This is a genomic window from Methanoculleus chikugoensis (assembly GCF_019669965.1).
Lineage (GTDB): Archaea > Halobacteriota > Methanomicrobia > Methanomicrobiales > Methanoculleaceae > Methanoculleus > Methanoculleus chikugoensis.
On record NZ_AP019781.1, the window covers coordinates 2,209,936 to 2,231,168 of the forward strand.

The window sequence follows — 21,233 nt, forward strand, 5'->3', positions numbered from 1 at the left end:
CTGGGACTCCCCCGGTCGTAGCGAAAAAATGTTCTTTTATCCCCTTCTCCTTACCCGCACCGACTCCGCGTGGGCGTGGAGCCCCTCCGCGTCGGCGATCATCTCCACCACGTCGCCGATGGCCTCGAGCCCCTCCCGCGTGATCACCTGCACCGTCGAGCGCCGGCAGAAGTGGTTCACGTCGAGGCCGGAGTAGAGGCTGGCATAGCCTGCCGTCGGGAGGACATGGTTCGTCCCCGAGGCGTAGTCGCCGCAGGCCACCGCCGCGTAGGGGCCGACGAAGATCGACCCGGCGCTCCGGATCCGGTTGAGGACGGCAAGCGGGTCGGCCACCTGGACGGAGAGGTGCTCAGGGGCGATGCCGTCGACCGTCGCCACCCCCTCGTCGAGGTCGCGGACCACGATGTAGCCGGAGTGCTCAAGCGCCTTCTCCACGATCTCGCGGCGCTGTGCACTCGCCGCCATCCGCTTCACCTCGGCACCGACACGGTCGGCGAGGGTCGCGTCGGTGGTTACGAGGACGCAGGCGGCGTTCGGGTCGTGCTCGGCCTGGGCGAGAACGTCGGCCGCGACGAACGTCGGGTTCGCCGTCCCATCGGCGAGGATCGCGATCTCGCTCGGGCCCGCCGGGAAGTCGATCTCGGCTGCGTCGCGGAGAAGCATCTTCGCCGCGGTGACGTAGACGTTCCCCGGGCCGACGATCTTCTCCACCCGCGGGACCGTATCGGTCCCGAGCGCCATCGCCGCGATTGCCTGGGCTCCCCCGACCCGATAGACCTCGTCGACCCCGGCGATGTCGAGCGCGACGAGGGTGATCGGATTGACCGGCGGCGGGGTGCAGCAGCAGATCTCCGCGACCCCCGCGACCTTCGCCGGGATCGTGCACATCAGCGCCGTCGAGGGGTATGCCGCCCGCCCGCCGGGGACGTAAGCCCCGACCCGGGATAAGGGAGTCGTCTTGACGCCGAGGGTGATCCCGGGCTCCACTTCCTGCAGCCAGAGATCGCGACCGCGTTGCAGTTCATGAAACCGGCTGATCCGCTCCTCCGCCTCCACGAGGCTCGCGACCAGCTGCGCATCCACCTCGTCGTAGGCCGCCTCCCGCTCCTCCTCGCTGACGGCGATCTCCGCGAGATCGATCCCGTCGAACTTCTTCGTCAGGTCGAGCAGGGCGGCATCGCCCTGCTCCCGCACCCTCCCGATAATATCGGAGACCGGTCCCTTCACCCGGTCAAGATCCGACCGCCGTCCCGCGATCCAGGTCTCGATATCCAGCGCCTGCCACATGAGGAACAGGGTCGGCGGGCAGGAGCGTTAAGGTTTCGCCACCCTCCTGCGGTGGCGAGCGTTCATCACACTCCCCGACGGGAATGCCTCCCCTCCGGATAGCAGGTGTGTAAAACAGGTTGATATTTTGAATTTAGTAATTACTATAAAAATAATTAAATATAATCCCTGACCGATTCCGCCCCCGTATGAGATCGAGATCATGGATGTCCCTGGCGGGCATCATGGTAGTGCTGCTCGCAGCATGCGCCGTCTCCGTTACAGCACAGGAGGCAGCAGATCCGGGCGTGCTCCGGATAGCAACGACGACGAGCCTGTACGATACAGGCCTTCTTGATCAACTCGAGACGATGTATGAGAACACGTCCGGTGTTGACGTGCAGATCACCGCCCAGGGCACAGGCCAGTCACTCGATACCGCGCGACGCGGCGATGTTGACATGGTGCTCGTCCATTCGCCGTCGCTTGAGCAGCAGTTCATCGACGAAGGCTACGGCATCAATGAGCGGTGCTTCGCCTACAACAACTTCCTTATCGTCGGGCCCGAGTCCGACCCGGCGGGGATCGCGAACATGACCCCGGTGGAGGCCTTCCAGGCGGTCTACACCGCCGGCACGAACAACACGCCGGGCGTGGCGTTCGTCTCCCGTGGTGACGAATCCGGTACCCACACCCGGGAGAAGGAGATCTGGACGGCAGCCGGCTACAATTACACCCAGGAGATCCAGGACTCCGGGAACTGGTACCTCGAGACCGGGAGCGGCATGGGAGAGACCCTGACCGTCGCCAACCAGAAGAACGCCTACACGCTCTCCGACATCGGGACATTCCTTGCCTTCGAGAAGCAGTTGAACCTCATACCGCTTGTCACCGAGGGCGACCAGCTCCTGAACCGCTACAGCGCAATTGCAGTCAACCCCGAGAAAGTGCCGGGCGTCAACATCAATGAGGCTAACAACTTCACCAACTGGATCACCTCTAATGACACGAAGGAGTTCATCGGGAACTTCGGCGTTGAGGAATTCGGTCAGCCGCTCTTTGTGCCGCTCTACGCACCGGAGTGCACGGAGCCGCCGTTCAACTGCACCTGCGCGGAGCCGGTGCCCACGCCCGCGTGAAGCCGCGCGCCGGGAGAAGATAATGAGATGTGAATAACGTGATGGGAAGGGGGAGTGAGGGGAGTGAGGGGATGTGGTGAACGGGAACCCGATCGTCGAGGGGTTCATCGAGGCCATCGAGCTCATCATCGCCCTCGACCCCCAGGTGGTCGAGATCACCATCCGGTCGCTCTACGTCTCCCTCACCGCCACCTTCTTTGCCGCGCTGATCGCCCTGCCGCTCGGGGCGCTGATCTACTTCTACGAGTTCCGGGGGAAGCATGCGGTCGTCTCCACGCTGCAGACGCTGTATGCGCTCCCGACGGTCATCGTCGGCCTGGTCATGTTCCTGATGCTCTCGAACATCGGCCCCTTTGGGTTCCTCCGCCTCCTTTATACTCCCGGCGGCATGATCGCCACCCAGACGGTTCTCATCATACCGCTCCTGATGGGGCTGACGGTCTCGGCGCTCTCCGGGATCGACCGGGACAAGCGCTACACGATCACCGCCCTCGGCGCGAGCAGGCTCCAGACGGTCATGACGATCATATCGGAGGCACGGTTCGCGGTCATGGCCGGCGTCCTCCTGGGGTTCGGGCGGGCGATCTCCGAGGTTGGGACGGTGATGATCGTCGGCGGGAACATCCGGGGCGCCACCCGCGTCCTCACCACGGCGATCGCGCTCAACACGTCGATGGCAAACTACTCCATGTCGATCGCACTCGGGATCATCCTCCTTGCGGTGGCGCTCGGGGTGAATCTCGCGCTATCCCTGGTGCAGAGGCGGTGACGGTATGGCGATCATAGAGGCACAGGGCATACGGAAGTCCTACGGCAGCCTCCTGGCCCTGCACGACGTCGACATCGCGGTTGAGGAAGGAGAGATCCTGGCACTCATCGGCCCGAGCGGCTCCGGGAAGAGCACGCTTCTCCGCGTCCTCGACCTGATCGAGCCCGCAACCGAGGGAGAACTCTCCATTTTCGGTATCGATGTGGTCGAGGAGCGCGGCCGGTGGCTCGATCTCCGCCGCCGGATGGGAATGCTCTTTCAGCGGCCGATCGTCTTCAACGCATCGGTCTACGACAACGTCGCGATGGGGCTCCGGTACCGGCGGGCTTCCGGCGACGAGATCGACCGGAGGGTGAGGGAGGCCCTCGAAGCCGTCGGACTCTCCCGCTACACGAGGAGCCGGGCGACCGACCTCTCCGGCGGCGAGCAGCAGCGGGTGGCGTTATCGAGGGTGCTCGTGACCGACCCGGAGGTCCTTTTCCTGGACGAGCCGACCGCAAATCTGGATCCGACATCGACTGCGACCATCGAGGAGATCGTGGTGCGGCTCAACCGCGAGGCCGGGATGACCGTCCTCATAAGCACCCACGACCTCGCGCAGGGGCAGCGGCTCGCCCACCGGGTCGGGGTGATGATCGAGGGGACGATCGCCCAGACGGGGCCCTCCAGCGACGTATTCCGCGCACCGAAGGATCGGAGGATCGCCCGGTTCGTGGGCGTCCAGAACATCATCCCCGGCCGGGTCGTCTCCCGGAGCGAGGGGCTCACCACGGTGGAGGTGGGCGGGAGGCAGATCCTCTCGGCGACCCCGCCGCCCGCCGACGAAGTCGAGATGGTCATCCGGGGCGAAGACGTCTCCCTGCACCGGAGGGAACCCATGCACGAGGAGGCGGAGAACCTCTTCCCGGCCATGGTCACCCGCATCGAACCTGCGGCGCCGTTCGTAAACGTGACGGTCCGTTGCGGGTGCGATCTCGTCGCACTCGTGACGGCGAGACGGGCGGATGCCCTCGGACTTCGTGAGGGGATGGAGGTCTGGGTCTCCCTCCAGGCGAAGGCGGTCCACCTCATCCCGCGGGAAGAGCGCTGAACCGAAATCAGGGCACTCTCCGGGTGAGGCAGCCTGCCCGGTGACGAAGAGTAAACATATTCCGGTTACCTTTTGTAAAAAGGGATAGTTTTAAAAACAGGCCACTCTCAAAAGTTATTTCATGAAAAAAACCCATTTTTTGGCTCTTATCGGCCTCATCGTCGCTGCCGCAGTCCTGTTCTGCGGCTGCACGGGGACAACCGACGACCAGACGACGACCCCCACGCCGACGGCAACCGTCGCCGAAGACGTCCAGGTGAAGGTCTTCCACGCCGGGAGCCTGACCGGACCGTTTGAGAAGGTGAAAGCTGCGTTCGAAGCCGAACATCCCGGCGTCACCGTGCTCCTCGAGCCCGCCGGCAGTGTCGACTGCATCAAGAAGGTGACCGAAAACGGCAAGCCCGCCGATGTCCTCGCTTCGGCCGACTACGCCCTCATCCCGGAGATGATGCTGCCCGATCACGCCGACTGGTATCTCACGTTCGCGAAGAACCGGATGGTGCTCACCTACACGAACGAGAGCAAATACGCCGACGAGATCACCGCCGAGAACTGGTATGAGATCCTCGACCGCGACGGCGTCCGGTGGGGATTCTCCGACCCGAACTCCGATCCCTGCGGCTACCGCACCCCGATGGTGCTCCAGCTCGCCGAGACCTACTACAAGAACGACCGGATCTTCGAGACCCTTGTCAGCGAGCACAGCAACATCACCGTCACCGAAGAGAACGGCACCTACACGATCCACGCCGCCGACCCGGAGCCCGACAACGTCACCCTGACGATCCGCCCGAAAGCCGACGAACTCGTCAAGATGGTCAAATCGGGCGACCTTGACTACGCCTGGGAGTACCGGAGCGTTGCCGTCCAGAACGACCTCTCGTTCCTCGAACTCCCCGAGGAGATCGACCTCTCGGCCGTCGCATTTGCGGATAACTACGCGACCGTCCGGACCGAGGCGAAGAAGGGCGACGGCACGACGCTTTATGCAGGCTCGCCGATCGTCTACGGCGTGACCGTCCCGAAGATCGCGGAGCACCCCGACCTTGGCGTTGCATTCGTCGAGATGCTGATCAACGCCACCGGCCAGGAGATCCTCACCGCCGACGGCCAGCCCCCGATCGTGCCTGCGGGCGGCTACGGCAGCGTCCCCGACGCCCTCCAATCGCTTGTCGAGATGCAGGAATAAAACCCCTTTTTTTGCAGGATAACGGTGAAGGTCTTCATCCGCTCTGCTTGACCAGGAGGGTGAGCCCGACCAGGACTGCGGTGGCTGCGTTCGCCGCCACGATGGCGGGATCCCCCCTCACCACCCCGTAGGCGAGCCAGAGCAGGACGCCCGCGAGGAGGACGATGAGCATCGAAAGCGAGAGGTCGGCGGTCGACCGCGTGCGCCACGCCCGGACGGCCTGCGGCGCGAACGAGAGCGTCGTGAGCGATCCGGCGAGAAGGCCGAGTACGGTGACGGTGTCCATCTCCCCACGGTCTTACGCCGGATGAGATAAACCCTGGTCGGGTCAGGGACCGGGTGTTCCCGCACTCTTCCGCCGCTCGACGGCGTAGGCCAGGACCATCCCGACGATGAAGGCGACCGTGAGGCCGACCGCGAGGGTGAGGACGGCGATGACCGCCGTGACCAGGTAGGACTCCGTCTTGATGCTATGCTTCCCGAGTTCGAGCGCCACGAAGACCAGGAGCGCGCCGAAGATCCCCAGGGGGATGAGGGTCAGGACCTCCGGCGGGGCGAAGGCGACGGCGAAGATGAGGATGAAGATCCCGGCGACGATGTTCGCCCCGCCGGTCCTCGCGCCGAACCGGTACATCGCGGCGAGCCCCCCGGCGCCGTGGCACATCGGAAACCCGCCGAGCGGCGTCGAGACGAGGTTCATCGCCCCGATCGTCCGCGAGAGCCGGTCGGGGTCGACGCCCTTCTTCGGGAAGAGGTCGTAGGTGAGGAGGGACGTCGCGAGGATGGCGTTCGCTATCGTGAGCGGTATCTGCGGGAGGACGAGGGCCCAGGTGCCGGCGATGAAGTCCGACGGCATCGGGAGGACGAGGGCGGGGAGGGGCATCAGGCGGAACGGCGGCATCCCCTGCGCGGAGATCCCGACGGCAAGCCCGATGATGAGGACGAGGAGGGCGGAGATGTCCGGGATCCGGGTGCGTTGCGACGCGATGAAGAAGGCAACGATGACCGCGATCGCGAGCACTGCGACGAGCGTGTCGACGACGATGTAGCCGAGCGACGTCCGGAGGAGGAGGAGCGCGAGGCCTGCCTGGACGCCGCGGATGACGCTTCTCGGGATCCGGCCTTCAAGCCAGGCCATCCCGCCGACGAGGCCGATCGCGAGGAAGAGCACCCCGACGACGATTCCCGAGGCCACGATCTCGCCGGCACAGAGGCCTTCCGCGATGACGACGGCGCCGATCGCCTTCATCGGCTCGATGGGGATGGGAAGGCGGTAGTAGAGCCCGGTGATGATGAACCAGGCGGCGACGAAGAGGAAGAAGTGGCTGACGTTCACGTCCGGGCAGACGATCGCGACGCCGAGCAGGATGGGGAATATGGTGCCGAAGTCGCCGACCGCTCCGGCGATCTCCTCGAGGGTGATCCGGACACCCCGTTCCTCCGTTTCGCTGTTCTCCGCCATACGCACTCTCCTTCTATGTCTCCTCTCCTTTTTGGGGTTTTTGGAAGGATGCTTCCCCGCCATAAATGTTGTCGATATACTTTTTCAGCAGCTGCATCAGGGTAAGCTGCAGGAGTTATCATTGTGGTGAATGTAAACGCTTATTTTGCTCTATCGAGTAATAATCCCTATGAAAGCGCACCACCCTTCCGTTCTTCCACCGCCTTTTACGGCAACTATCGCTTCTTCGCACACGTGCACCGGAACCGCCCCCGACACGCCGGAAGCTGCCGGAACTGCGGAACCCGAACCGCTCGTCTCCATTACCCCGACGGGGATGAGACCCTGACGGGACAAAACGAGCATGAAACCATGGAGACCGCCACCTACCGGATCATCGGGACCATCCGATCGCCGTTCACCGACGGGGACACCACGCCCATCCAGAGCATCTTCTCTGAAGCAGAGGGGACGATCGAGGTCGCTCCCGGGTACGCCGACGGGCTGGAGGGGCTCGATGGGTTCTCCCACATTTACCTTCTCTACCATTTCCACCGGGTAAACGGGTTTTCCCTGCGCCAGCGTCCGTTCGCCGACGGCAGCAGGGAGCGCGGGATCTTTGCCATACGCCACTGCAACCGCCCGAACCCGATCGGGATCTCCCTCGTCGAGGTCATCGCCGTCGAGGGCAGCACCGTCCGGGTTCGCGGGATCGACGTACTGGACGGCACGCCGCTCCTCGACATCAAGCCATACGTCCGCCAGTTCGACCACCGTGACGAGGTCAGGAGCGGCTGGGTCGACGCGCGGCGCATCGCGGAGGTGAAGGTCCGGAGTTTCTCGCCAAAGGATCTCCGGGAGTATGAAGAGTCTGCGTGAGGACTCGCGGCCTTCGGCGGCCCGCGTTTACCCACGCTAAAGCGGCGAAGGCCGTCACGCCGGGTTCTCCGGCGCGGACCCCATCTCCGGTTTCTTTGCTTCAAGGAGGTCTTCGGCCTTCAGCCGCCCGATGACGGCATCGAGATACCCGGAGACGATCCGGTCCCTCTCGGGGATCTCCCGGATCCAGACCCGCACCGTCAGCCGGACCCACTCCTCCCTGATCGACGTGACCTGTACCTTCGGCTCGAAGATCGCAAGGCCGGTATGGGGGAGATCGGAGGAGAGGCGCCCGATGTAGGGGAGGTCGAAGAGGCTCTGGACCGCTGAGCGTTCGGCCGGCTCGACGTGGGGCAGGATCCGGGGATGGTCGCGGGCTGCCGCGAGGGCGATCTCCTGCACCCGCCCAAGATCCGCGGTGACCGGGACGGTGAGCGGGATCGCGATCTCCTGGAGCCCGGCGCGGGAGTAGTTGATCACCTTTGAGGTGATGATACTCGAGTTCGGGGTGAGGATCAGACCGCCGTCGAGCCCTTTGAGGGTCGTCGTCGTGAACGAGATGTCCTGCACCTTGCCGGGCCCGGTCTCCGGCCTTCCGCTGACGATCACCCACTCCTCGAGCTGGACCGGACGGTTGATGGTGATCAGGATGCCGGCGATGGCGTTCTGGATGATCTGGCGCGACGAGAAGGCTAACACGATACCGAGGATACCGAGCGATGCCGCGAAGGCCGTCGGGTCGAAGGCGAGGAAGTGCCGGGCGCTCGCGTAGATCCCCCCGACGATGATCCCGTACTGCAGGATGGCCGCCGCCCATTTGGCCGTCCCGCGGGAGACCCGGCCGTCGAGCGCCCGCCGGAGGAGGAGGTAGGCGAGGTTGCCGAGGAAGAGGAAGACGACGAAGGTGAAGATGAACGCGAGGAATGCATCAAGGGCAACCCCCCCGATGAAGACCGGGACAATCTCCTGCATGTAGAAAGGGGTGAGAGACGGGAGGATTAATCCCTTCCGTCACGACGCCTCGGCCTTGACCGGGATCCCCTCGGCCTGCAGGCGGCCGAGAACCTCTCTGAGGTAGCGTGACGTGACCTCGTCCTTCTGCGGGAGCTTCTTGATCCAGGCCCGGACGGTCAGCTTGATCCAGCCGTCGTTGACCGAGACGATGTGGACGGCAGGCTCCAGGTACGCAAGGTCCGGGCGCTCGGAGCGGAGGCGCCTGTTGTAGGGGAGGTCGAAGAGGTCCTGGACGGCGGAACGTCCGTGCTGGTCGGGGTTGCGGATGATCCGGGGGTCGTCGTGGGCTGCCGCGAGGGCGATCCCGCGCACCTGCGCGAGGTCTGCAGCGACGGGGACGGAGAGCGAGACGTGGATCTCCATCAGCCCGCCCCGGGAGTAGTTGATGACCTTCGAGGCGATGATGCTCGAGTTCGGCATCAGGACCAGCCCGCCGTCGAGCCCCTGGAGGATCGTCGTCGTGAACGAGATATCATGCACCTTGCACAGCCCCGTCGACGGCATCTCCCCGACGACGATCCACTCTTCGAGCTGGACCGGGCGGTTGATCGTGATCAGGATGCCGGCAAGGACGTTCTGGGTGATCTGGGTCGACGAGACGGCCACGATGATGCCGAGGATCCCGAGCGATGCGGCAACAGCCGTGAGATCGAAGTCGAGGAGGTAGCGCGCGCTCGCGTAGACCCCGCCGATGATGACGGCGTACTGCAGGATGGCCGCCGCCCACTTGGCCGTTCCCGGGGAGGTGCGCCCGTCGAGTGCCTGCCGGAGAAGCATGTAAATGAGGTTACCGAGGAAGAGAAAGACGACAAGGGCGAGGAGGAACGCAAAGAATGCATCAAGGGGCACCCCGCCGATGAGGGCCGGATCGCTCGTCTGCATATAGAGTGAGGTGGGCGGGCGGGAGAGTTAATCCCTCCCATACCCGCCGGACCGCGCCTGGAGCGCCGGGAAGACCGCAGCGCCGAGGATCTCTTCTGCGCGCTCCGGGTAGCGCTCCGCCATGATCGAGAGGAGCCGCTGTGTCCCCGCGGCCGTGGTGGAGATCCCGACCCGCTCGGCCCGGCGGATCAGCCCGTCCCGCTCCATCTCCCCGAACCGGGGGAGGACGTAGTAGTGCGGGATCCCGAGGTGCTCGGCAAGTTTCCGGGTCGTCGGGAAACGGAACGAGACGCCCTCCGGGGAGAAACTGAGGGTTACGCACCGGTCATCCAGGAGAAGGATCCTCGCAGCCGCCTCAAAGATATCGTCGTGTGTGGACATCCGATCGTACCAGTAGTCGCGCCCGGCGGAAAAAAAGAGGTCGGTTCGGTTATGCTGCTTCCGCCTTCATTTCGCCGCGCTCTTCCTCGGGCATCCCCTCGAGGTAGACGATCTCGGCGCCGATGTCCTGTGCAATCTGTTCGAGTTCGACCTTCCTGAAGTGGGTCCCCTCCACCTTCAGGTGCTTTTTTTCGCCCTGCTCTTCGACGACGGCAACAACGCGGAACCGGGGCTGCTTCACGCCGGTACCGACTTTCTGGCGTTCTCGTGCGTAGATCTTCATTACTTCTTCACCTCATAACCAACTGGTATACCAGCAGATATACCACGAAGATACTTAATACTTACGCTCGCATATGCTATGAGGAGATTAACCATGGCAGAGCGGTTTGAGATGGGATCGAGACTCAAGGGCGAGAGCCTGGTCCGACGGAGCCTGCTCCGCGAGACCGGGGAGGTCCGGCAGATCCGGATCATGCCGGACTTAAACGTGGTCAAGATCGGCGGCCACGGCGTCATCGATTACGGGCGGGAGATCGTTCACCCGTTGATGGAGGAGATCGGCGAACTCTCCCGCGACCACAAGATCCTGGTCGCCACCGGCGGCGGCGCCCGGGTCCGGCACATCCTCGACGTCGGGATCGACCTCGGGATGCCTACGGGGGTGCTCGCGGAGCTCGCGGGTAAGATCAGCGAGCAGAACGCGACCATGATCTCGCTCCTCCTCTCGAAGTACAACGGCACCCGGATCCAGACCGGCGACCTCCTGGACCTCCCCTCGCTCATATCCCTCGGTATGCTCCCGGTCGTCCAGGGCACCCCGCCCTACGGGCTCTACGAGCACCCGCCGAAACTCGGGAGCATACCGCCGCACCGGACGGATACCGGCGCCTTCCTGATGGCGGAGGTCGTCGGCGGAAAGAACTGCATCCTCGGGAAGAATGTGGATGGGCTCTATGCGGAGAACCCGTTCGTGAACCCCGACGCCGAGTTCATCGCGGAGATCACGGCCGACGAACTCCTGGAGATGCAACTCGAGGATATGGTCCTCGAACCGATGGCGGTCGAACTCCTCCGTGACGCCGTCCACATCAGAGAGATCAAGGTGGTGAACGCCCACGTCCCCGGCAATATTGCGAAGGCCGTCAACGGGGAGCGGGTCGGCACCGTCATCCGGGCGTGACGGCCTCCCGGGTCAACCATTTTCCATTAACTCTGGAGAAGTCTTCTTTAGCGTTGCGCGCAGATCTTTACAGCACACGAGCGATTCCATGACCATCTATCTCGGCATTGACGACACCGACACCCGCGAGTCCCGGGGGACCGGACGGCTCGCCCGCACGATTGCAGCAGAACTCGCCCGGTCGTATACGGTGACGGGGGTGACCCGTCACCAGCTCTTCGTCCATCCCGCCGTGCCCTACACCTCCCACAACAGTTCGGCGGTCATCCACATCCGGGAGGAGGAGCGCGGGACCGCGGCCGCCGTCTTCGCGACGGCAAGGGAGATGATGCTCGCCGACTTCGTCGAGGGGAGCGACCCGGGGGTCTGCGCCGCCGCCGACCCCGAGATCAACGGCGACCTCTCCCGCTTCGGGTTCGCCGCGAAGACGAGCATCGTGACGCAGGATGAGGCGCGAAGGCTCGCCCGCAAGGCCGGGATCCTCCTCGAAGGGCTCGGCGGCACCGAAGACGGCGTCATCGGCGCGCTCGCCGGGGTCGGGCTTGCGGCATCGGGGAATGACGGCCGGTTCGTCCAGAAGGGGACGACACGCGACCTCCGCGGCACCCAGACGGTCGCCGCGATCCTAGCCTCCGGCGTCGACCGGGTGATGACCACCGGCGGCGCGGTGGTCGAGGAAGGTGTCGTTACTCTGCGGAAATTCCCGAAACCCGCCTGCATCGGGGGGAAGGCGATCCTCTACGTCGAGGCGGACGGCGAAGCGTATTGCGATATCGTGGTGGGATGAAGACGAATCAACAATATCACCTTAACCATGGAGGATGTAAAATCCATTAAGTATATCAAGTTCACATTAACACAAAACACATCTACTTAAATGCACGTATCACGATATATCAATCTGATCATCATGCACAGACGAATTATTTTTGCTGTTGCGGCCGTCATGGTCGCCCTCATGCTGATCTGCGGCTGTATCGGGACGACAACCGACCCGACACCCGTAGAGAAACAGCAACTCCGTATCGCCACGACGACCAGCCTCTACGACACCAAACTCCTCGACCACCTCACACCGATCTTCGAGGAGAAGTACAACGCCGAGGTGCTGATCGTCTCCGCCGGGACCGGCAAGGCGATCGAGTACGGCCAGCGGGGCGATGTGGACGTCCTGATGGTGCACGACCGTGCGCGTGAAGACGCCTTCATCGCCGACGGCTACGGCATCAACCGGCGCGTCTTCGCCTACAACTACTTCGTCCTCGTCGGGCCCGAGTCCGACCCGGCAGCGATCAAGGGCATGCAGCCCGAAGCGGCGTTCACCGCCATCCGCGAGAAGGGAATGGCCGACGAGGATGTCGTCTTCGTCTCGCGCGGCGACGCGTCGGGCACGCACTCCAAGGAGAAGGCTATCTGGAAGGGCGCCGGGTTCAACTACTCGACGGATGTGCAGGGCTCCGGCGACTGGTACCAGGAGGCCGGAACGGGCATGGGCGCGACCCTTGCGCTGACAAATGAGAAGCAGGCCTACACCCTCTCCGACATCGGCACCTACCTCGCCTACAAGGGCGACCTCGATCTCGTAGCGCTCGTTGACGAGGGCGACATCCTGCTCAACGTCTACTGCGCGATGGAGATCAACCCCGAGAAGTACCCCGACACCAACACCACCGTCGCGAAGGACTGGGTCAACTTCCTGATCTCCGATGATATCCAGAAGGAGATTGCATCCTTCGGTGTCGACCAGTACGGCCAGCCGCTCTTCTACGCCGCCCAGGACGACTGGGAGAAGATCGGCGTGACCGAGGCTGAAGTGAAGGACCCGATCGCCTGATCCGGCCCGAATTCACCCTTTTTTGTCTTCAGCTGCGTGCGGAGAGGTGGAGAGCATGTACGAGATCGTCGAGGGGTTCCTGGAGGCAATCAGGCTCATCGTCACGCTCGACCCCGATGTGATGGCCATCGCCGCGCGGAGCATCGTTATATCGCTCACCGCAACGATCATCGCCTCGCTGATCGCCGTTCCGCTCGGGGCCGCGATCAACTTCGGGACGTTCCCGGGCAGAAAGAGCCTCATCAACCTGATCCAGACGCTCTACTCCCTCCCGACGGTCATCGTCGGGCTGCTCATATTCCTGCTTATCTCCCGCGTCGGCCCGTTCGGGTTCATGCGGCTGCTCTTCACCCCGACCGCGATGATCATCGCGCAGACGGTGCTCATCCTCCCGATCATGACCGGCCTCACGATCTCCGCGCTCTCGGGGGTCGACCCGGTGATCAGGGACACCCTCCGCTCGCTCGGGGCAACCCGACTCCAGTTCCTGGTGAACATCTTGAAAGAAGCCCGGTTCGCTATCCTTGCGACCGTCGCGGTCGGGTTCGGGCGGGCGATATCGGAGGTCGGGGCGGCGATCCTCGTCGGCGGCAACATCGCGGCGTCGTCGTTTGCGAGTTCGACCCGGGTCCTGACGACCGCAATATCGCTCGAGACCTCGATGGGCAACATCTCCCAGTCCATCGCGCTCGGGCTCGTCCTGCTCGCGATCGCCCTCGGCGTGAATCTCGCCATAACCACGGTGCAGCACCGGTGATACCATGATCGAACTCAAGAACGTCTCAAAGTACTTCGGCGACACCCGGGTGCTCGACGGCGTCACCGGAAAGGTGAACCGGGGCGAGATCTTCGCCGTCATCGGCCCCTCCGGGTCGGGGAAGTCGACCCTGCTACGCCTCATCGATCTCCTCGATACCCCGACGGGAGGGGCGATCCGGGTGAACGGCACCGATATCCATGCGGAGCAAAGAAACCTCTCCATCCGCAGGATGATGGGGATGGTCTTCCAGAAACCCGCCGTCTTCAACGCGACGGTCGCGGAGAACGTCGCCGTCGGCCTCCGGTTCCGGGGCGCGAGCAAGAGCAAGATCCATACCCGTATCGAGGAGGCTCTCGATATGGTCGGTCTTGCGGGTTACGGGGAGCGCCGGGCAAGGACGCTCTCGGGCGGGGAAATGCAGCGGGTGGCGCTTGCCCGGGCGATGGTGATCGAACCGGAGATCCTCCTCCTCGACGAACCGACCGCGAACCTCGACCCGGTCTCGGTGGCGACGATCGAGGATCTGGCGGTGCGGATCAACCGCGACCTCGGGACGACGATCGTCTTCTCGACCCACGACATGTACCAGGGCCAGCGGCTCGCTCACCGGATAGGAGTGCTGATGAACGGGATGTTCGCGCAGGTGGGGACGCCGCGGGAGGTCTTCACCCTCCCGGCAAGCCGGGAGGTCGCCCGGTTCGTCGGGATCGAGAACATCGTCGAGGGCGTCGTCGTCGGGGAGAACGCTGCCGCCGTCGTCGATGCCGGCGGTGTCCGGATCCGGGCATGGTCGCCGTTCGGGGCGGGGGAGGCAGTCTCCCTCTGCATCCGATCGGAGGATATCCGGATCGCCGTGGCGGATGGGGCCGCCGCCGCCCCGGGGAGGAACGCCCTTCCCGGCACCGTGACGTCCGTCGTTCCCCGCGGCCCGTTCAGCAGGGTGACGGTCGACTGCGGGTTCGCGCTCTCGTCCATCCTCTCCTGGAAGGCGGTGGACAACCTCGGCATCCGGGGGGGGAGCCGGGTTGTGGTCTCGTTTGCGCCGGAGTCGGTTCACGTCGTCCGGCGCGAGTGAGGGGCGCCACCAGCCCTTCGGCCCCGAACGTCGAGTCTCTCCGCAGGTGCTCCGGGGAGCCCGCGAAGCGCCCTTGATCGCTTATCGCAGGGGGAGGATGGTGTCGTCCTCTTTCTCCTGACGGACATGCCCGGGTATGGTATCGCCGGACTTCACCCGGCGCTTGATATTTCGACTCCTCTTCGGAATTCCCCGAATATGTCCCGTCTTTGCAACCTCCCGATTCTCGCGGTTCAGGGAGGCGCTTCATCGTGTCACGTAAGGGGGACACTGCACTGACAGATTCTAAATTATCGGTCTCAGGGGATTGAGAAGATCCTGACAGAGTTCTAATAATCGAAGATAACAACCTATTTCAAATAGTTGATAGCAGATTCAGGTGGGATATAAGCCCCATTGAATAGTATCTCCCGGCGGAATTTTTTTAATTATGGGATATCGGTGTCGTTATTGGTGTACGAACGAAAAGAGGTTGAGATTGTGACCAATAATGCCGAAGAAGTAAGAATTCAAACGATACTAAGGGAGTTTATACCATCAATAACGAAAGCAGACGATATTGCCGCTTTATTTTCGTTGTTAGAGTATCCTGCAGAGCATATTCATGAGAGACCTCTCCGAAGGAAGAAAGAGTCTTTTGATCTCCGTAAGGAAGATGAGGAAAGGATCTCCAATATATATTCTCCGATGAGTTTCGGTGAGGATATTCCCGTCTTTCTGCTCGAAACGACCTCGCTCGCTCCATCCTTCATCCGGTCTACCACCAATACGCTCGATCACCAGTATCTTCGGTTCATGGTAATTTTTACGATAGATTATTCGGAGATTCTGTTTGTCTACCCTAAGACCGTGAAGGATGAGAAAGGAAAGCGAAAACTCAAGATCACCAAACTGATTCTTAAAAAAGAAAATCTTCATTATACAGAGATCCGGACGCTGGCTCGTCTCTCGTACCAGAAAAATGCAACCTGGCGTGCAGTATGGCGTCGATGGGGGGAAGCATTCACTGTTGAGTCCGTAACCAGGCAGTTCTTTGAGGATTATAAGCGCCTCTTTTTCCGCGTGCGTGAACGTGTATCCGATCAGGGCTTTTCCGCACAGGAATCACATGAGTTTGCCCTCCAATTGTTGAACCGGGTAATGTTCATTTATTTCATCGCGAAAAAGGGGTGGCTTAAGCAACCATGCTTCGTCAGGTGGCTCTGGGCATCGTATACGTCAGAAAACAGGTTCGGAACAGATACATTTTATCGGGATCGGCTCTCACAGGTGTTCTTTAAGGCCTTTAATAACAAGGGCAGTGAGATTACGGGGTTTTCCTGTGACGTAAGCCGTCTCCTCCTTACAGTTCCGTATCTCGATGGGGGTCTGTTTACCGAGAAAGATACTGACAGAATGGGCGCTACAGTCTCTGATGAGATGTTTAAAGAAGTTCTTACCTTCTTTGAGAAATATCATTTTACCATCCGAGAGGCCGATCCTCTCGATGAGGAAGTTGCAGTCGATCCCCGGATGATTGGGTATGTGTACGAATCTTTCGCCAATGTTGCCGAAGAAATTTATGATCGCAACGACCTGGGGATTTTCTATACATCTTGTATTGAAGTTGATTTCATGTGCCGCCGGGCACTGGTCGGATCGTTAATGAATCAACTGCCCGATCTGCCAGGAGAATCACTGTACCATTTTGTATTCGACTCTCCTGAGGATGATGAAAAGACCGGTCACATCAATGGAGATCCTGAGATCTGGTTTAGGATAGAGCGCATTCTGAATGATCTCTCTATCGTGGACCCTGCTTGCGGGTCGGGGGCATTCCTCGTCGGAATGCTCAGTGTTCTTACCGAGTTGCATCAGATTGTGCATGCCCGCACGGCATCGGCCAGGAAGTCTGTTTTCGATATCAAATATGGTATCATTCAGCGTTCCCTGTACGGTATCGATGTGATGCCGTGGGCTGTGCGGGCTGCAGGACTCAGACTGTGGCTTCACCTGATCGTTGACACCGATGAATCGATTGAAGATATAAGAAAAGATCCGTTTCTCCCAGATCTGAACCTCAAACTCCGTGTTGGCGACTCGATGGTGCAGGAGATGCGAGGGAGCTCGTTTAGTATCAGATCGGGAGGGCTCGATAAAAGCGTTCCCCAAGACCTTAAATCGATGAAATCCGTCCTTGATGACCCGGAGAAGAAGCCATTTATCTGGGATATGGATTTCGCTGAGATATTCGGCGAGAAGAACGGATTCGATATTGTAATCGGCAATCCCCCTTACGTACGGCAGGAGATGATCTCACCGCCGAACCGCATCAAAGCGGAGGTTACTCTTGAAGATCGGCGTGAGTATAAAGAGAAATTAATTCGTTCGGTGCGGACACAGTTCCCTGTCATTCAAAACATCGACCGAAAGAGTGATTTATACATTTACTTCTATTTCCACGGTCTTTCGCTACTCAACGAAAAAGGGGTTTTCTGTTTCATTACATCGAATTCCTGGCTCGATGTAGGATATGGGAAAGACCTCCAGGAGTTCCTTCTTAAATATGTTCCAATTCATGCGATCTATGATAACCCGAAACGGAGTTTCGAGCATGCGGATGTGAATACCATCATTGCGGTGTTTGGTGCTCCGGCACTTCATGAGGAGTCGTTTGAAGAGAAAATACGAACAGGAGCAGATGCACCCTGGACGAGAATTTCAAACACAGCAAAGTTCGTGATGTTCAAGAAGCCTTTTGAAGAAGTCGTTTCGGCGGAGACGATGATTGCCGTCGACAGGACTCAAGCGAGCGTGAAAGGAGGTAATTTGACCGATTTAATCGAAAATATCGTCCAGACGGATGAATGCCGCATATTTTCGATCACGCAAGAGGATCTCCTGGAGGACGGATGGGAATATCCGGAGGAATACGGCCGTGATAAAGGCCGATTCGGGAGGGGTAGGTACATCGGCAATAAATGGGGAAAGTACCTACGAGCTCCTGATATATTTTATACAATTTTAAAGAAAGGAAAAGGTAAATTCGTTAAGTTACGCGAAACCGCTCAGATTCAAAGAGGCTTTACAACCGGTGCAAACGAATTCTTTTACCTTACAGAACAAGAACTGAGCCGATGGAATATTGAAGAGGAATTTATAAAGCCCATCATCAAGAGCCCTCGAGAATTCAATTCCCTTATAATCGATCCGTCAGAACTAAAAACTAAAATATTTCTGTGCGACAGAGGAAAAAGCGAGTTAACGGGATCAAACGCTTTAAAATACATCGAATGGGGTGAATCGCGAGGCTATGACAGACGACCGAGTTGTAGAACGAGGGTGAGATGGTACTCGATAGGGGCACTAATACCCGAGTATATCACTCGATCAACATTTAACACAAATTTCTCAATATTTTACAATAAGCACCGAAATATCATCGATAAGGTGATGTATGGGATATCTCCATTGAAGGCTGAGAATAAGGAGAATCTGGGGTTAATGCTAAATTCAACGATTTTTGCATTGTTTTTAAATATATTTGGGCAGATTGGCCTGGGCGAAGGCGCATTATTTATTTCAGTTGAAGATTTCAGTAATATCCCGGTATTAATCAACCTCCCCGAAGATAGGAATAACCTGGAGAGAAGAGTTCAATCAGAACGATTAATGTCAATTTTTTCAGAATCCGGATTAACTGTTACAGGGCCTCTTCGTGAACAGATCCCGGATCCCGATGAGACCCAGAGAAGTATTGATGAAATTATATTCAAAGAACTAGGCCTGAACGAGATGGAAATTAATGAAGTGTATTGGGCTGTGTGCGAAATGGTCAAACACCGTATTGAAAAGGCGAACAGCATTTTCGATAGAAACAAACTCGATATTGCCACCGGCGGGTATTGAAGCAGTTCGATAGCGACGTATGCCGCAGGTTCCCCTCCACCGCGACGCCCAGGTCCTGGAACCCGCCTTCCTCCTTCGGCCGGCCCTCCGGGGCGGAAGCGCCGCCGTATCGGGCGACCGGACGGGGCAGGTGCTGACGAGAGACCTCACCCCCTCCCGGTCGATGCATGCCCGGCCGCCGGCAAGACCGGGGCGAACCGGCCGACCGCCCCCTGCCGGGACTCCTCCGTCGTGTTCATCCGCCCTCACCAGGGATTGGTGCCCCGGATCCCAAGGCTCCTTCTGCACGCCGTCATCCCCGATCTTAAATATACGCACAGCCCACCATTTCTACAATGGAACTGACAGTCCTCGCCAGCGGTAGCAAAGGAAACTGCACCTATCTCCGGGGGGAGCAGGGTGCGCTGCTCATCGACGCGGGGCTCTCCGCTCGCGAGACCCTTCGGCGCCTCGAAGCCGCCGGTGGGGACGCAACGCTCGTCGAGGCGATACTCGTCACGCACGAGCACATCGATCATATCAGGGGCGTCGACGTCCTGGCAAGGAGGCTCGGGGTGCCGGTCTACGCGACCGGCGGAACGCTCGACGCGTTCACCGCGAAGTGCGGGGGAACGTCCGCAGAGATCCGGCGGTGCCGGTGCGGCGAGACGTTCTCCATCGGCGACTTCTCGGTCGAGCCGTTCGCCGCCTCCCACGACGCCCGGGAGCCCTGCGGGTTCTCGGTCACCGAGGGCGACCTCCGCATCGGGTGCTGCACCGATACCGGCACCGTAACCACCTCGATGTTCGATAGCCTCGCATCCTGCGACGCCGTCCTCCTCGAGAGCAACCACTGCCCGGATATGCTTGAGAACGGCCCGTATCCCGCCTACTTGAAGAGCCGGATACGGTCGAAACGCGGGCACCTCTCGAACCCCGATGCCGCCCGCTGCCTGCAGAGGCTTGCCGACCGCATCCACATGGCGATGCTCGCCCACATGAGCGAGATCAACAACACGCCGGAAAAAGTGCTCCTCTCCGCCCTCGAAGGGCTCGGGCTCTACTCCGACCAGATCGGGGTCGCCGTTGCGCCCCAGGACCCGGGAGCGGTGCACCCGGAGTCCTACGGCTTCCGGCTCTGAGGATTCACGCCTTGTAAAAGGTGCAGACCATCCCGATCACGGTGCCGGAGCCGTCGGCGATCGGGTCGCCGGAGACACGGACGGCCTCTTTCGACCCGTCTTTTCTCACGAGACTCACGATCAGTGCGTACTCCGCCGACCGGCCCTGCTCCAGCACCTCCCGGGAGAGAAGTTCCCGGAGATCGCCGCCCGTAAAGAGCGACCAGACCGGCTTCCCGGCCAGTTCGTCCCCCGCGTAGCCGGTGAGGCGTTCGGCCGCCATATCCACGATGACGACCGTCCCGGCGGCGTCGGTCGTGATCCTCGCCTCTCCGGGCTCGTCCATCCCGGGGGAATCCAGTTCGACCGGTGAGTCCAGCCAGTTCTCCGCGGCTTTGCGCTCGGTCATCTCGATGTAGTAGAGCAATTGCTCGAGCTGCTTGTTCGTGCGCTCGAGTTCGGCGGTCCGTTCGGCGACGAGTTCCTCCAGGTGCTCGCGGTGGCGGTGCAGCTCCTCCTCCGCCAACTTGCGCTCCGTGATCTCCCTGATGATGACCATCAGGTGCAGCTCCCGGAGCGGCATGACGCGGGCCTCGTAGTGCCGGACTTCCCCGACTTTCGTGCGACTGAACTCGAGGGGTGCTGCGGGCGTATTCGTCCTGACGACCTCCTGCAACGCACCCGAAAGCGCCTCGCCCACCCCGGCGGGGAGCAGATCCTGCACCCGCCGCCCGAGGTGCACCTGGGAGATGAACGGCGTCTCCGCGAGCCTCCCTGCCCTGACTTCGAGGATCGTGCCGTCGGCGTTCAACCGGACGAAGAGATCGGGGAACGCCTCGATCACCGCGGTCAACTCGGATGTCGCCTGCCTGAGGTTCTCCTCGGCCAGGGACTGCTCGGTGACGTCCCGGACGGCGAGCAGGACATAGCCGCCCTCGACCGCCGCCCGCCGGAGCTCGATATCGCGCACCCTGCCGTCCCGGCAGACCACGCTGGCAACCAGGAGGTCCCGGGCGCCTGAGAACAGTTCCTCCCCCGGTCCCTGCACCTTCCGGCGGTACGCCGGGTTCGGGTGGGCACGCTCGAACCATTGAGCGAGCGTCGGAACATCCTCCGGAGTATACCCGGTAATCCGGGTGAACGCCGGGTTCAGGTACCGGCATCTGCCTTCGCCGTCCACCAGAACGAGGCCGTCCGGCGTCTCACGGAGGATCGAGAGGCAGGTATCCGCTCCAAGGTCCGGCGATTCGCGGGCGCCGTCCCGGGTTGTCTTGTTTCCCGTCATCGTAACCGGTCCTCCACGATATATCTGGTTATTCGGGCCTGTAAGCGCCGCTTATAGG

The 21,233-nt window shown here is 61.0% G+C and carries 20 protein-coding genes; 12 read left to right on the plus strand and 8 right to left on the minus strand.

The genetic code is table 11. The features are described 5' to 3' along the window. Positions 1-36: 36 nt before the first annotated feature. Entirely contained in the window at positions 37-1,287 is a 1,251-nt protein-coding gene (gene hisD, locus MchiMG62_RS11120; protein ID WP_221057009.1) for a histidinol dehydrogenase, read from the minus strand. A gap of 188 nt (positions 1,288-1,475) precedes the next feature. Here hisD and MchiMG62_RS11125 point away from each other — a divergent pair, with 188 nt between their 5' ends. From MchiMG62_RS11125 to wtpA, 4 genes are all read left to right on the plus strand, one after another. Continuing rightward, positions 1,476-2,405: an ABC transporter substrate-binding protein gene (locus tag MchiMG62_RS11125; RefSeq protein ID WP_244987702.1), complete on the plus strand. Its 930-nt coding sequence runs from the start codon at positions 1,476-1,478 to the stop codon at positions 2,403-2,405. A gap of 73 nt (positions 2,406-2,478) precedes the next feature. Next, a complete protein-coding gene (locus tag MchiMG62_RS11130; protein ID WP_221057010.1) occupies positions 2,479-3,174 on the plus strand; it encodes an ABC transporter permease in 696 nt (231 codons plus the stop codon). Positions 3,175-3,178: 4 nt separating this feature from the next. Next, on the plus strand, positions 3,179-4,264 hold the full coding sequence (locus tag MchiMG62_RS11135; RefSeq protein WP_221057011.1) for an ABC transporter ATP-binding protein: 1,086 nt from the start codon (positions 3,179-3,181) through the stop codon (positions 4,262-4,264). 121 nt (positions 4,265-4,385) lie between these two features. Continuing rightward, positions 4,386-5,453, plus strand: coding sequence for a tungstate ABC transporter substrate-binding protein WtpA (gene wtpA / locus MchiMG62_RS11140; RefSeq protein WP_221057012.1), 1,068 nt, complete (start codon positions 4,386-4,388; stop codon positions 5,451-5,453). 34 nt (positions 5,454-5,487) lie between these two features. Here wtpA and MchiMG62_RS11145 read toward each other — a convergent pair whose 3' ends face one another. Further along, entirely contained in the window at positions 5,488-5,739 is a 252-nt protein-coding gene (locus MchiMG62_RS11145; RefSeq protein WP_221057013.1) for an SWEET family sugar transporter, read from the minus strand. Between the two features lie 42 nt (positions 5,740-5,781). Then, positions 5,782-6,915 carry a putative sulfate/molybdate transporter gene (locus MchiMG62_RS11150; protein ID WP_221057014.1) on the minus strand — a complete coding sequence of 378 codons (1,134 nt, stop codon included), beginning with the start codon at positions 6,913-6,915 and terminating at the stop codon, positions 5,782-5,784. A 351-nt stretch (positions 6,916-7,266) separates the two neighbouring features. On the opposite strand from MchiMG62_RS11150, the gene tsaA reads away from it, so the two are divergent. After that, the gene (tsaA, locus tag MchiMG62_RS11155; protein ID WP_221057015.1) at positions 7,267-7,773 is read left to right on the plus strand and encodes a tRNA (N6-threonylcarbamoyladenosine(37)-N6)-methyltransferase TrmO; all 507 of its coding nucleotides are present in this window, start codon (positions 7,267-7,269) and stop codon (positions 7,771-7,773) included. Between the two features lie 54 nt (positions 7,774-7,827). On the opposite strand, the gene MchiMG62_RS11160 is transcribed toward tsaA, so the two are convergent. From MchiMG62_RS11160 to MchiMG62_RS11175, 4 genes are read right to left on the minus strand one after another with little or no spacing between them, the layout of a single operon-like run. Next, positions 7,828-8,745: a mechanosensitive ion channel family protein gene (locus tag MchiMG62_RS11160; protein ID WP_221057016.1), complete on the minus strand. Its 918-nt coding sequence runs from the start codon at positions 8,743-8,745 to the stop codon at positions 7,828-7,830. 39 nt (positions 8,746-8,784) lie between these two features. Then, positions 8,785-9,669: a mechanosensitive ion channel family protein gene (locus tag MchiMG62_RS11165; protein WP_221057017.1), complete on the minus strand. Its 885-nt coding sequence runs from the start codon at positions 9,667-9,669 to the stop codon at positions 8,785-8,787. Between the two features lie 27 nt (positions 9,670-9,696). Then, complete coding sequence (locus MchiMG62_RS11170; protein WP_221057018.1) at positions 9,697-10,050, minus strand: hypothetical protein; 354 nt, start codon at positions 10,048-10,050, stop codon at positions 9,697-9,699. 49 nt (positions 10,051-10,099) lie between these two features. Further along, positions 10,100-10,333: a hypothetical protein gene (locus tag MchiMG62_RS11175; protein WP_221057019.1), complete on the minus strand. Its 234-nt coding sequence runs from the start codon at positions 10,331-10,333 to the stop codon at positions 10,100-10,102. A gap of 93 nt (positions 10,334-10,426) precedes the next feature. Here MchiMG62_RS11175 and MchiMG62_RS11180 point away from each other — a divergent pair, with 93 nt between their 5' ends. The 7 genes from MchiMG62_RS11180 (at position 10,427) to MchiMG62_RS11210 (ending at position 19,911) form a co-directional block, all read left to right on the plus strand. Continuing rightward, on the plus strand, positions 10,427-11,233 hold the full coding sequence (locus MchiMG62_RS11180) for an amino acid kinase family protein (protein ID WP_221057020.1): 807 nt from the start codon (positions 10,427-10,429) through the stop codon (positions 11,231-11,233). Positions 11,234-11,321: 88 nt separating this feature from the next. Continuing rightward, complete coding sequence (locus tag MchiMG62_RS11185) at positions 11,322-12,020, plus strand: ABC transporter substrate-binding protein (protein ID WP_221057021.1); 699 nt, start codon at positions 11,322-11,324, stop codon at positions 12,018-12,020. 123 nt (positions 12,021-12,143) lie between these two features. Next, entirely contained in the window at positions 12,144-13,067 is a 924-nt protein-coding gene (locus MchiMG62_RS11190) for an ABC transporter substrate-binding protein (protein ID WP_221057022.1), read from the plus strand. 55 nt (positions 13,068-13,122) lie between these two features. Then, positions 13,123-13,824, plus strand: coding sequence for an ABC transporter permease (locus MchiMG62_RS11195; RefSeq protein ID WP_221057023.1), 702 nt, complete (start codon positions 13,123-13,125; stop codon positions 13,822-13,824). Between the two features lie 4 nt (positions 13,825-13,828). Further along, positions 13,829-14,902, plus strand: coding sequence for an ABC transporter ATP-binding protein (locus MchiMG62_RS11200; protein ID WP_221057024.1), 1,074 nt, complete (start codon positions 13,829-13,831; stop codon positions 14,900-14,902). A 453-nt stretch (positions 14,903-15,355) separates the two neighbouring features. Next, complete coding sequence (locus tag MchiMG62_RS11205; RefSeq protein ID WP_221057025.1) at positions 15,356-18,790, plus strand: Eco57I restriction-modification methylase domain-containing protein; 3,435 nt, start codon at positions 15,356-15,358, stop codon at positions 18,788-18,790. Positions 18,791-19,125: 335 nt separating this feature from the next. Continuing rightward, entirely contained in the window at positions 19,126-19,911 is a 786-nt protein-coding gene (locus tag MchiMG62_RS11210) for an MBL fold metallo-hydrolase (protein ID WP_221057026.1), read from the plus strand. 4 nt (positions 19,912-19,915) lie between these two features. Here the strand turns inward: MchiMG62_RS11210 and MchiMG62_RS11215 are convergent, their stop codons facing one another. Then, on the minus strand, positions 19,916-21,175 hold the full coding sequence (locus tag MchiMG62_RS11215) for a PAS domain S-box protein (protein WP_221057027.1): 1,260 nt from the start codon (positions 21,173-21,175) through the stop codon (positions 19,916-19,918). Positions 21,176-21,233 lie beyond the last annotated feature (58 nt).